The organism is Lacunisphaera limnophila (assembly GCF_001746835.1).
Taxonomy (GTDB): domain Bacteria; phylum Verrucomicrobiota; class Verrucomicrobiia; order Opitutales; family Opitutaceae; genus Lacunisphaera; species Lacunisphaera limnophila.
In genome coordinates this window covers 3,652,687-3,664,376 of sequence record NZ_CP016094.1, presented here as the reverse complement: position 1 = coordinate 3,664,376, position 11,690 = coordinate 3,652,687, and the positions used below count along the sequence as shown (strand labels likewise).

Sequence of the window (11,690 nt, the reverse complement as noted above, 5' to 3'; positions counted from 1 at the left end):
AGGGACAAATTTGTCCCGGAGGGGTGCGCGGATTTTATGGGTTGCTAGGGTGCGAGACGGCCTCATTCACTGGGTGGCTTAAAGCATGGCCTTTGATCTCAAGCGCGTTTTGAAAGTGATGCTGTTCGCCTCGAACGGTCCCCTTTCGGTGAAAGACATCCAGACGGCCGTGAGCCGTTTCCATGAGCAGGCCACGAGCCTGCCGCTGGAGGAGGCCGCGCCCGAGGCCGGCGCCGAGGGCGGGGGCGAGGCGGTCGTGCCGGCGGTGCCGGCCACGGGCGAAGTCCCGGTGGAAGCCGCCGAGGTGCCCCTCGTCGATCCGTCTGAGGATGATGAATCTTATCGCGACGTGCCGACCTTGATTCCCGCGGCGCAAATCCGGGAGACGATGGACACCCTGGCGCTCGAGATGCGGGCGGCGGACAGCGAGGTGGTTTTGATTGAGGGCACCAACGGTTGGCGCCTGGCCACGCATCCGCGTTATGCGCGCTGGGTGCGCCTGCTGCGTAACGAGCCCCCGCCGGTGCGCCTGAGCCCGTCGGCCCTCGAGACGCTGGCCGTCGTGGCGTATCGCCAGCCGGTGACCCGGGCGGACATCGAGCAGATCCGCGGGGTGTCGGCGGATGCCGGCCTGCAGAAGCTGCAGGAGCGCGATCTCGTTTATATTGTTGGGCGGGCCGACCTGCCGGGACGTCCGATCCAATATGGGACGACCGAGGCGTTCCTGGAATTTGTGGGCATCAAGTCGCTCGACGAGCTGCCGGCGTCCGACGTGCTGTCGCCGCGCCAGATCGATGCATGGCTGCAGACCTCCGCCAATCCGCGGGCCGCGGGTGATTCCGACATGGGCCTCGACGAGACGGAGGAAGACCAGCTGACGCTGAAGCAGACGGAGTCGACGCCGGTTGCGGTCGAATCGCCCGCGGAAGCGGCTGCGCCGGTGGAGACGCCGGCCGCGGATGCCCCGCCTACGACGACCGAGGCGTAAGGGGCTGGTGGGAATCGGGGCTTCGGGCTGGCTTCGTTCGATTGTCCGAACAATCCGTCCGGAGGCCTGGTTCCACCTTGGGGAACCGTGCGGGCAAAGTCCTCAGCGGCGCAGGAACCAGAAGGCGGCGAGGGCCAGGATCAGCAGGCCGAAGGCGCTGAAAAAGTAGAGCAGGCAGCCCTTCTTCACCTCGTCCTTGATCGGGCGGCTGGTTTGGCGGTAGGAGGCGAGGATCTTCTCGGCCTCGCGATCGACGGCCGCTGATTCCGGCGCGGCAGCGGCGGACGGGGCGGCGGGCGTGGCTGGCGTCGGCGGCGGGGTGGCCGCGGGCGGTTGACCGGCGGACTCCCGAGCGATCTCGCGGTCGAACCAGGCGAGTTGTTCCTGCGCGAGGGCGCGCTGGCGCTGGAGTTCGGTGAGCCGGTCGGACGACATGCAGAAAGTCAGGCGGAAGGTGGGGAGCGGGGCAAGGATGGGGTTGGGGGTGGAGGGTGGTGTCTCCGAACCCCCGCCAAGAACGCGGCATACGCTTCGAACGAAGGCGGGATACGGCGATCCCGCCCTACAGCATGCGCGGCGATCCGCCTTCGCCCTGCGGGCTTCGGCGCGATTGTTTTGGCTCCGCCAAAACAAAAGGCGCACCTTGCGGGTGCGCCTGAGAATGAAAGCAACGATTCGCTTAGACGACGTTCACCTTGCGGTGGGCCTTGTCGAACTGGACGGTGCCGTCCTTAAGCGCGAAGAGCGTCCAATCGCGGCCGGTGCCGACGCCCTTGCCGGCGTGGTGCTTGGAGCCGCGCTGACGGACGATGATGCCGCCGGCGATGATCTTCTCGCCGCCGAAAACCTTGACGCCGAGACGCTGGGAATGGCTGTCGCGACCGTTGGAGGATGTGCCCTGACCTTTCTTATGTGCCATGGTAGTGGTTCCTTTTTAAAGGGATTAAGCCGTGATGGACTCGATCTTGATGACCGAGAGCTCCTGGCGGTGGCCGCGTTTGCGCTCCATGCCCTTGCGCTTCTTCTTCTTGAAGACGATCACCTTCTTGCCGCGCTTGTTCTCGAGGACCTTGGCCTTGACCGAGGCGCCGGTGAGGAAGGGGGTGCCGACCTTGAAATTTTCGCCCTCGCCCGCAGCGAGGACCTCGTTGATTTCGACCGTGGAACCGGCTTCCGTCTTGGGATAGCGATCCACGATGAGGATGTCGCCCTCGCTGACCGAGAACTGCTTCCCCTGTGTTTTGATAGTGGCTTTCATAAGTTCAAAGGGGCGAAATAAGGTGAGTAGGCCATGGGTAATCAAGGCTTTATTTACCATTCCCGCGAAATCGCTGCGTCGCGAGGGAATTTGCGCGACGCGGATCGGCTGAAGGGCTGAAATAAGGGGCATCTTTTACCGGCCATGAAGCGCATCGTCCAGCCCGCCGAACTGCAGGTCCGCAACACCCCGGCCTTGGCAAGGTGGCTCTTGGGCAAGGTGTTAGTGAGGACGGCCGCCGGCGGGGCACGATGTGAGCATATGATCACCGAGGTCGAAGCCTACCACGGCGAGACGGACCGGGCCTGTCATGCGAGCAAGGGACGCACGTCGCGCACGGCGGTGATGTATAAGCCGGGCGGATGCTGGTATGTCTATCTCTGTTACGGCGTGCACGAGATGCTGAATCTGGTGACGGGGCCGGCGGAGCACCCGGCGGCGGTGCTGATCCGGGGAGTGGACGCGGTCGCCGGGCCGGGCCGGTTGACGAAGCGGTTGCGGATTGATCGGAAACTAAACGGCCAGCAGGCGGTGCCCGCGAGCGGGCTGCATGTGGAGGATCATGGGATTAAGGTGCCGCGCGGCCGGATCAAGTCGGGTCCGCGGATCGGGGTGGATTACGCCGGGCCGGGGTGGGCGGAGAAACCGTGGCGGTTTTGGGTGGAGGCTTGATTTGGAGGCGGGGTGCCTTCACCCCGCTTCTGCTGGATCACATCAAGACACGCGGGGTGGGGGCACCCCGCCTCCATGAAAATGAAAAGACTCACTTCGGCGGCTGATACTCGCTGAGCAGCAGGGTGGCGGCGCCGAAATTCAGTTTCAGCTGCATCTTCACGGGGAGTTTGCTGCCGTCCTGGGCGATCCAGACCTTGATCTCGCCGCCGCGCTTGAAGAGGCCCTTGGCCTTCGCCGGGTCCATGCGGGGCACGAGGACGAGGGTGCGGTATTTTCCCATGGGCGTGCGCACTTCCTCATAACCCTCGGCGTGGATCGACAGCGGGTAGAAGTCCCGGCCGAACTGGACAACGAGATCGCGTTTCTCCCCGGGCTTGAGGTCCCAGTCGCGCGTCTGGACGAGGGCGCTGATCAGGTCGATCGGGTCGGAATCGCCGGGCAGCGGCAGGGTCGCGCTGCGGTGGGTGCGAACGCGGTCGGTGAACGTCGCAACGCGTTTTTCGTAGTCGATCTGAAATTCGTTGTCGATCGGGCGCTTCGGGTCGGCGCCGGTCTCCTTCACGCCCAACAGGCGGCCGGTCGGCCGGTCGATCAGCGCGACGGCGGTGCTGTCGAATTCGTAGAGCCCGCGGACCATGCCGCGCGAGCGGGTGTCGGCCGTGACGCGGATGCGGTCTTGACCGGGCGTGGTTTCAGCCTGGCCGGAGAGGGTGATGTTACCCGCGTGGCTGAAAATGGCGAAGCCGACCTTGTAGGTGAAACTCTCCCCGTCACGGATGGCGGTGAACGGCGCCGCGAGGGCGAGGCCAGGTAGGAGGAGGAAGAGGAGGAGGGATTTCACGCGGGTGCTGACACCAGCCATGGGCAAATGTGCACCGGGCGTCGAGGATTTGGTGGAGAGCAGAACCGGCAAATTCTCCGCAGATGGCGCGGATGGACGCGGATTCGATCCAGGTTTAACCACGGATCCACCCTCACGGGGCACGAATTGACCATGTCCTGGTTACGGGTTGCTAGCTGGTCGCGGTAACTTGTCCGGTGGTTTGTCTCATCCGCGCGAATCCGCGTGATCCGCGGGAAAATCAGCCCAGGCCGAGGTCCATCTGGTTTTGCTGGCCGAGGGCCCAGGCCTCGATGCCGCGGGCGCGGAGGGTGGAGGCGAATTCCTTGGCGAAGCCGTGGACCGTGTAGACGAGTTTCGGCTGCACGCGGTCCACGAAGGCCAGGAGGTCGGGATAGTCGGCGTGGTCGGAGAGGGGGAACGCCGCATCGCAGCCGTATTGGTACTTGGCGCCGCCATCGATGGCCCAGCCGGTGGCGACGGCGGTACGCTTCGGGTTGATCCAGGTCAGTGGCTCGGTGGCGCCGGTCATCGGCGGGGCGATGACGACGTGGCCGGCGTGGTGGTGCAAATCGAGTTCCTTGAAGGGCGGCAGCTTCATGCCCAGCTCGGCGTAGCGCTGGGTCAGCCGGTAGCCGTGGGCATGGATCATAACCGGCAGGCCGGCGCGACCGACGATCTGCAGCAGCTCCTGGGTCTTGCCCAGGCTGTAGGCGTAGAGCACGGGAGTAACCTGGTCGGCGAGGGCGGACCGGCAGAAATCCACGATCTGGTGCTCGATCTCGGCATCGGGCGGGAAGGCGTATTTCGGCAGGCCGAAGGTCGTCTCCATGATGAGCACATCGGCGCGCGGGGTGGCGCAGGTCTCGGCGGCGAGGCTGGGGCGGAGCTTGAAGTCGCCGGTGTAGAGCAGGGTGCCGTGTTCGCTCCGGGCCTCGAGCATGGCCGAGCCGAAGATGTGGCCGGCGGGGTGCAGGCGGAATTCGCAGCCGAAGTCCGCGGTCCAAGGCTGGTTGTATTCCAGGATGGTCTCGACGCGTTTGCCGGCCATCCGCAGGCGCATGAGGCTGGCGGTGGCGCGGGTGGCGACGATCTCACGGTGCGGGCCGATGTGATCGGAATGCGCGTGGGAGATGAAACAGCGGGATTGCGCGCGCTGGGCATCGAGCCACCAGCCGATCTGCGGCAGGTTGAGTCCCTTGTGTTGATGCACTTCCCAAGGCATGGACCCTGACAAGGGAGCGTCGGCCGGCGGAAGTCAAAGGTGGGCACCGGTGCTCCTGACAGCGGGGCGTCAGGAGACACCATCATTCCACAGAAGCATTGGCCACATCCCTATGCTTTGTTCCTGATGGCGGGCCACGGGTACTTCACTTTCGGGCCGGAGTGCTCAAGGGTACGAGCCAGTAGACCTCGCCGTTGTATTCGTAGGGAACGGCGCCGCGGGGGCGGAGGTTGGGCAGGTGGTCGGGAATCTTGGTGCTGGGGGCGTCCAGGAGCGGCGGCCGGACGGCCGGGGGCGGGAGGGGCGGCAGGTTGTCCGGGCTGAAGATGCGCTCCAGCGGCGTGGTGGTCAGGTCATCGCTGAGCGCGGCCAGGGTGCGGGAGGGTCCCAACGGTTGGCGGGCTTGTTCGGCCGCTTGCTGCCATTCCTGGGCGACGGCCGTGGGGTCCTTGAGTTCGGCGGCGACGGCGGCGGAGGCCGCGAGACAGGGAACGATGATCAGGCTTTTCATGGGGAGGGGTGGGGCCTGTGACACCAGCCTCGAGGCTAGGTTGCGGGTTTGCGCAGGTACTTGTGCCGGGCCAGGCGCCAGGCGGTCACGAAGAAGGCGGTGAGTGGCACGGCGAGCAGCATGCCGAGCACGCCGCCGAAGGCGTGGCCCCAGAAGAAGACGGCGAAGATGATCGCCACCGGGTGCAGGCCGGTCTGCTGGCCCATGATGCGCGGGGTGAGCAACCAGCCCTCGATCAGCTGCACCGCCACAAACACCCCGAGGCAGAGGCCCACCAGACTGAGCCCGCCACCCTCCTGGAGCAGGGCGAGGGGAATCACGACACTCAGGCCGAGAATGGACCCGAGGTAGGGTACGATATTGAGCAGGCCGACGATCAGACCCAAGGCCAGACCGAAGCGCAGGCCGCCCAGAGTAAAGCCGAGGGCCAGCAGCACGCCCATGATGAAGCCGATCAGGATCTGGCCGCGGAAGAAAGCCACGATGATGCCGAGGAACTCCCGCAGGAGGAACATCACGTCTTCGCGGTGATCGGTATTCAGGAAGCTCAGGTGCTCCGGCAGCTTCTTGACCGGGTCGTCGGTGCCGGACAGGAGGAAGAAGAAAAGGTAGACAGGAATGATGGCCAGGGAGGCGATCAAGCCGAAGAAACCAAAAATGCTGGCGCCGGCCTGCTTGAGGGAGGGTGCGAGTTGGGCAACGAAGTCCTGCGCCTGTTGCGTGACGGTCTCGAGCGCGCCCTTGATGGCCGGGTTCTCCAGATGCTGGCGCGCGACAGCCAGCCATTCAGGGAAGTGGGTTTCGCCCCATTTGAGGCTGCTTTCCCAGAGCTTCGGCAGGTAGGCGATGAAATCGATGACCTGCGAGATGATGGCCGGGGCGAAGGCGAAGAGCACCCCGGCGACGAGCAGGACAAACAGGCCGTAAAGCAAGATCACGGCGCTGAGCCGGCCCAGCTTGAGGCGATTCTGAAAAATGGTGACGACCGGCCGGAGGATGAGGGCCAGGATGCCGGCGGTGGCGATGGGCCAGATCACGCTGGAGAACTCGCCGATGAAGCGGCCGAGGCCGATGAGGATGAGCGCCAGCAGGGCGAAGATCGTGACGATGGCGCCGAAGCCGAGGGCGAAGCCGACCAGCCGGCGCTGGGCGGGGGAGAGCAGGGGGGCGTCGGCTTCGGCCATGGGCGGAGAGAAGCGGGGGCCCGGCTGTCACGCAAGCTCAGGCGATTGGCCTCGGGGCCACCTGCCCGGCCTGTCGTCCGAAGGCTTGGTAAAGGACGGAAGGCAGGTTCCACCATCGAACCAGGCCCAGCCGCCCTTTGACATCGGCAGCCGGACGGTCAGGCTGCGCGGTGCTGGCGGGAAGGGCCACCCCCGGTACTCTCCCTGTACCCCCATGACTACGACGCTTCGCCCCGGCTCTGTCTTTTTCCCTGGCTGGAGGGTGTCCGGCCGGTACTTGATCCTCGCCCTGCTCCCGGCGACCCTGCTGCAGGCCGGCTGGGGAGACTCGATTGCCATCAGTGCCACCTCGGCCCCGAGCTACGTCCGGCCCACCGATCCGCAGGGCCGACTGCAGCCCGAGACGTATGTTTTTGCCGAGGGGGTGCGCCTGGGCGGAGGCACGGCGGATCGTGGCCAGGAGGCGATGACCTTTGGTGATATCACCAAGATGCTGGCGGTGAATCTGGCCAAGCAGGAGTATTATCCGACCAAGGACGTGCCCGCGGCGAACATCCTGATCCGTGTTTTCTGGGGCTCGACCCTGATCTATGATGACTCGCGCCGGCAGGCGGAGATTGAGTCCCTGAATGCCGCACTGGGCACCTTCAGCAGCACGTACGCTGACACGCAGAACGCGGATGTGGGGGACCTGAACGCCTCGCTGGACCGGCTGGGCACGGCGCAGACCAGCCAGCATGCGATGATGGAGCGCAACGCCGCCCTGCTTGGTTACCGGCGTTCGCTGGACAAGGAACGGACCAAGGCGCGGCCCAGCACGCAGGAGCTCACGATGAGCGTGGAGCTGAACGAGGAGCGTTATTTCGTCGTGCTCATGGCCTATGATTACCAGTTCATGCGCCGGGAAAAGAAACCGAAGCTACTGTGGGTCACGCGGCTCAGCATGCGCTCGCCGGGCAACAATTTCACCGAAGCGCTCCCGGCCCTGGCCTTCGCGGGGGCGGACGTCTACGGCAAGTCGCTGGACGGCCTGCAGCGCGTCCGCGTCAACGACCGCGAGGTCGAGGTGAAGATGGAGGACTTCAAGGTGCTGGGGACGGTGGAGAATCAGCCGGAGGCGCCGAAAGCGAAGTAGCGGCTGTGTTAGGGCCCCGGGGTGGGCGGCCAGCTGGCTGGCGCCACGAATGGGATGCCGCCCTCGTGGCGCGAGCGAGCTCGCCGCCCACACTCATAGGGATTGCAGGTTCTCCCCTTGACAATCTAGGGGAGGGCGGTTCTCTCCTAGCCAATCTAGGAGAAACCATGGCCACCAACAAAGCTGATCTGCTGCAGGGGACCCTCGACCTGCTCATCCTCAAATCGCTCCAGCACGAACCGATGCACGGCTTCGGGATTTCGCTGCGGATCCGGCAGATGTCCCGGGAAATGCTGACCGTCGAGCAGGGCTCGCTTTATCCGGCGCTCTACCGATTGGAGGACCAGGGCTGGATCAAATCGGAGTGGGGCGTCTCCGACAACAACCGGAAGGCGAAGTTCTACACGCTGAGCGCCACGGGGCGCAAGCAGCTGGCCGCCGAGGAGCAGAGCTGGGCCAAGCTCTCCACCGCCATCAACCTGGTGTTGGGTCACGCCTGATTTCGCCATGTCCTGGTTTCGCAATCTTGGGTACCTCTTCCGCCGTGATCGCCTCAACGCCGAGATGGCCGAGGAGATGGCGCATCATGTTGAGCTCCTGACCGAGCAGAACCGCCGGGCCGGCCTGAGTGAGGCGGAAGCCCGGAGCGCGGCGCTGCGGGAATTTGGCAACGTGGGCAGCGTGCAAGGGCGGGTCCGCGAGCAACGCGGCTGGCTGGCGGTGGAGGCCGCGCTCCGCGACTTGCGGCAGGCGCTGCGCGGGTTGCGGCACCAGCCGGGCTTTGCGGCCGTGGTCGTGCTAACGCTCGCGCTGGGCATCGGCGCCAACGCCGCGATCTTCACGCTCGTGAACGCGGTGCTTTTCCGCCCGCTGGCGGTGCACGATGAGGACCGGCTGGTGGTGCTGCAGACCGAGGACCGGGCGACGGGCGGCAACTCGGCCGGACTCTCGTATCTGAATTTCGCCGACTGGCGCGCCGGCACGACGTCTTTTTCGGGCATGGCGGCGGTGGCCGAATCGGAACTGGTACTGATGCTGCAAGATCGCGCGGTGCGGGTCCGGGCGGCCCTGGTGTCGCCCGAGTTTTTCCCGGTCGCCGGCATCCAGCCTCTGCTGGGCCGTTCGTTTCTGCCGGCGGAGGAACTTCCCGGCGGGCTGCAGGGCGTGACGCCGGCCATGCTGACGCACGCGACCTGGGTCGGGCTGTTCAACGCCGACCCCGCGGTGATCGGCCGCCAGCTGGAGATCAGCGAAATGCCCTGCGAGATCGTGGGCGTCACGCCCGCCGGACTGTTTCCGGTCGAGCCGGAGCCGGTGGATATCTGGCTGCCGCCGGTCATTTTGGGCGACCCCGCGCGGGAGGGCAGCGCCAATGCCAGCCGGGCCTACCGGCCCTATATCGGGGCGCTGGCCCGGCTGCGGCCCGGCGTGAGTCTCGGGCAGGCGCAGGCCGAGTTGGAGGCGCTGCATGTGGCCATCCGGACCGCGCACCCGGAGATCGGTCGCGACCTGACCGTGCGGATCAGCCCGTTGCGGGCCTTACTGGTCGGGGATCACGGCCCGAAGCTCGGGCTGCTGGCGGCGGTGGTCGGGCTGGTGCTGCTCATCGCCTGCTTGAACGTGGCCAACCTGCTGCTCAGCCGGGCGATCACCCGGCAGCGGGAGCTGGCCGTGCGCAGCGCACTCGGCGCCAGCCGCCGGGACCTGATCCGGCAGGCCATGGCGGAGACTTTCGTGCTGGCGACGCTCGGCGGCGGATTCGGCTTGTTGCTGGCGGCTTGGATGATCGGTCTGGCGGAAACGTACCTGCCCGAGGGACTGCCCCGGCTGGCCGGTCTGGTCCCGGAGGGACGGGTCCTGCTGTTTTGCGGCGGCGTGGTGGTCCTGACCGGACTGTTCTGCGGTTGGCTGCCCGCCCTGGTGGGGGGCACGACCCGGCCGATCGACGCGCTCAAGGCGGGCGGCCGCGGCAGCAGCGGTGGTCGGCACAACCGGCTGAGACATGCGCTGGTGGTCGGCCAGATCGCGCTGTCGCTGGCACTGCTCGTGGCGGCGGGCCTGATGCTGCGCAGCCTGGGGCGGCTGCAGCAGGTGCAGCCGGGCTATCAGGTGGAGAACATCCTCACCGCGCAGATCGCCCTGACGGGCCAGCGCTACATGCGGGAGGATTTCGAGCCGACGGCGGTGAATCATTTCATGACCCGGCTGACCGAGGCGTTGGCCCGGATCCCCGGGGTTTCCGCCGTGAGCCATGCCCAGAGCGTGCCCCTGACCGGCGTCGAGAACAACACGAGCTATGCGGTGGTGGAGGTACCGACGGAGCCCGGGAGCAAGCCCTCGGCGCAGCTGCGCTTCGTCGCGCATGACTACCTGGACACGCTGGGCATACCCGTGGTTGCGGGCCGCGGCTTCACCGCACACGACGGCCCCGCGGCACCGGCGGTAGCGCTGGTCAACGAGGCCTTTGTTCGCGAGGCCCTCGCCGGCCGGAATCCCCTTGGGCTCCACCTGCGGATGGGCTGGGGCGGTTTCACGCCCAAGGAAATCGTCGGCGTGGTGGCGGATGTGCGGCATCGGTCACCCGGCGACACGCCGCGCCCCGAAGTGTACGTGCCGCAGGCCCAATTCGCCAATGCGGGAATCACGCTGGTGGTGCGCACCGCGGTGCGTCCGGAGGCGCTGGCGGAGTCCATCCGGCGTGAGGTGTGGCGGCTGGACCCCGGCATGCCGGTCACGGAGATCCGGGCCCTGGCGGATTATCGCGAGCGGGCCCTGTCCGGCCAGCGGCTGGCCGCCGTGTTGCTCGGGTTGTTTTCCGGCACGGCCCTCGTGCTCACGTTGGTAGGGCTCTACGGGGTCATGAGTCATCACGCGGCCAGCCGGCGGCAGGAGATGGGCATCCGGGCCGCGTTGGGGGCGCGGCCGGCGGAGCTTTATCGCCTCATGCTGGGCCAAGGAATCCGTCTGGCGGTGATGGGCATAGGCCTGGGTCTGGTGCTGGCCGCGGGACTGGCGCGGTTGCTGCGGAGCCAGCTCTACGACGTCAGCGCGGTGGATCCGCTGACCTATGGCGCGCTCAGCGGGTTGGTGCTGCTGGCGACCCTGCTGGCGACGCTGCTGCCGGCGCGGCGGGCGGCGAAGGCGGATCCGATGGTTGCGCTGCGGGCGGAGTGAGGCTTGGCTGGACGGCGTGAAAGGGCTTTCAGGATCGAACCTTGGGCGATGGCTGGTCTTGCTGGTGCTGGCCGTCGGCTGCCGGCATGCACCACCCCCAGACTCCGGACGGAGTGCGTTCGTTTTGGTGGAGCCGCCGCCGGGGCCGGCGCCAAAGGGTTCATCGGCCGAGGTCGTCGAGCCGAGCCGGCAGAGCCAGTTTCGGGAGGCGCAGATAATCGGTGACCCGGTTTTGCCCGTTTATCCGGCGCGGGCCTTGGCGGCGAAGGCGGGGGCGGCGCAGGTCGGGGTGCGGGTCACGGTGGACGCGCAGGGAAATGTCACGGCGGTCCGGCCGAGCATGCTGGCGATCAGTATCACGCCGCCGGCGTTTGCGGATGACTTCCGGGAGGCGGTGGAGGGGGCGGTGCGGCAGTGGAAGTTCCGGCCGGCGCGGGTGGAGGACATCGAGATCGTCACCGGCGGAGGGGTCGCTTACTCGCGCGTGCTGCACACGGAGACGGTGGAGGCGGAGTTCGACCTGGCGTTTACCTTCACGACGGCGGGGAAGGTGGAAGCGGGGAAGTGAATCGACGGCGGAGGACGGAAGGCAGAGGGCAGAGGGCGGAGGGCGGAATGACCTCACTTGTGGGGCCCTACATCAAACAGGCGGGGTTGCTTCGCCATCTCCGCCAAGCCTGCGTCGGCGACCCCGCCCTA

Annotated in this window: 13 protein-coding genes; 6 read left to right on the top strand and 7 right to left on the bottom strand. The window is 66.6% G+C overall.

The window, feature by feature from the left end; all coding sequences use genetic code 11:
- Positions 1 to 85 precede the first annotated feature (85 nt).
- Positions 86 to 988 carry an SMC-Scp complex subunit ScpB gene (gene scpB, locus Verru16B_RS15455; RefSeq protein WP_069963125.1) on the top strand — a complete coding sequence of 301 codons (903 nt, stop codon included), beginning with the start codon at positions 86 to 88 and terminating at the stop codon, positions 986 to 988.
- Between the two features lie 102 nt (positions 989 to 1,090).
- On the opposite strand, the gene Verru16B_RS15450 is transcribed toward scpB, so the two are convergent.
- The 3 genes from Verru16B_RS15450 to rplU form a co-directional block, all read right to left on the bottom strand.
- Positions 1,091 to 1,423, bottom strand: coding sequence for a hypothetical protein (locus tag Verru16B_RS15450; RefSeq protein WP_069963124.1), 333 nt, complete (start codon positions 1,421 to 1,423; stop codon positions 1,091 to 1,093).
- A 244-nt stretch (positions 1,424 to 1,667) separates the two neighbouring features.
- Positions 1,668 to 1,907, bottom strand: coding sequence for a 50S ribosomal protein L27 (gene rpmA, locus Verru16B_RS15445; protein ID WP_069963123.1), 240 nt, complete (start codon positions 1,905 to 1,907; stop codon positions 1,668 to 1,670).
- A 24-nt stretch (positions 1,908 to 1,931) separates the two neighbouring features.
- Positions 1,932 to 2,246, bottom strand: a complete 315-nt coding sequence (rplU, locus tag Verru16B_RS15440) for a 50S ribosomal protein L21 (RefSeq protein WP_069963122.1) — start codon at positions 2,244 to 2,246, stop codon at positions 1,932 to 1,934.
- 144 nt (positions 2,247 to 2,390) lie between these two features.
- Between rplU and Verru16B_RS15435 the strand changes: the two genes are divergently transcribed.
- On the top strand, positions 2,391 to 2,918 hold the full coding sequence (locus Verru16B_RS15435; protein ID WP_069963121.1) for a DNA-3-methyladenine glycosylase: 528 nt from the start codon (positions 2,391 to 2,393) through the stop codon (positions 2,916 to 2,918).
- A 91-nt stretch (positions 2,919 to 3,009) separates the two neighbouring features.
- Here Verru16B_RS15435 and Verru16B_RS15430 read toward each other — a convergent pair whose 3' ends face one another.
- The 4 genes from Verru16B_RS15430 to Verru16B_RS15415 form a co-directional block, all read right to left on the bottom strand.
- Positions 3,010 to 3,762, bottom strand: a complete 753-nt coding sequence (locus tag Verru16B_RS15430; protein WP_157772456.1) for a DUF3108 domain-containing protein — start codon at positions 3,760 to 3,762, stop codon at positions 3,010 to 3,012.
- Positions 3,763 to 4,003: 241 nt separating this feature from the next.
- Positions 4,004 to 4,975: an MBL fold metallo-hydrolase RNA specificity domain-containing protein gene (locus tag Verru16B_RS15425; RefSeq protein WP_157772455.1), complete on the bottom strand. Its 972-nt coding sequence runs from the start codon at positions 4,973 to 4,975 to the stop codon at positions 4,004 to 4,006.
- 157 nt (positions 4,976 to 5,132) lie between these two features.
- On the bottom strand, positions 5,133 to 5,498 hold the full coding sequence (locus Verru16B_RS15420; protein ID WP_069963118.1) for a hypothetical protein: 366 nt from the start codon (positions 5,496 to 5,498) through the stop codon (positions 5,133 to 5,135).
- Positions 5,499 to 5,533: 35 nt separating this feature from the next.
- Complete coding sequence (locus tag Verru16B_RS15415; RefSeq protein ID WP_069963117.1) at positions 5,534 to 6,682, bottom strand: AI-2E family transporter; 1,149 nt, start codon at positions 6,680 to 6,682, stop codon at positions 5,534 to 5,536.
- Positions 6,683 to 6,896: 214 nt separating this feature from the next.
- Here Verru16B_RS15415 and Verru16B_RS15410 point away from each other — a divergent pair, with 214 nt between their 5' ends.
- The 4 genes from Verru16B_RS15410 (at position 6,897) to Verru16B_RS15395 (ending at position 11,559) form a co-directional block, all read left to right on the top strand.
- A complete protein-coding gene (locus Verru16B_RS15410) occupies positions 6,897 to 7,817 on the top strand; it encodes a hypothetical protein (RefSeq protein ID WP_157772454.1) in 921 nt (306 codons plus the stop codon).
- A gap of 167 nt (positions 7,818 to 7,984) precedes the next feature.
- A complete protein-coding gene (locus Verru16B_RS15405; RefSeq protein WP_069963115.1) occupies positions 7,985 to 8,317 on the top strand; it encodes a PadR family transcriptional regulator in 333 nt (110 codons plus the stop codon).
- A 7-nt stretch (positions 8,318 to 8,324) separates the two neighbouring features.
- On the top strand, positions 8,325 to 10,991 hold the full coding sequence (locus Verru16B_RS15400) for an ABC transporter permease (RefSeq protein ID WP_069963114.1): 2,667 nt from the start codon (positions 8,325 to 8,327) through the stop codon (positions 10,989 to 10,991).
- 232 nt (positions 10,992 to 11,223) lie between these two features.
- Entirely contained in the window at positions 11,224 to 11,559 is a 336-nt protein-coding gene (locus Verru16B_RS15395; RefSeq protein ID WP_157772453.1) for an energy transducer TonB, read from the top strand.
- Positions 11,560 to 11,690 lie beyond the last annotated feature (131 nt).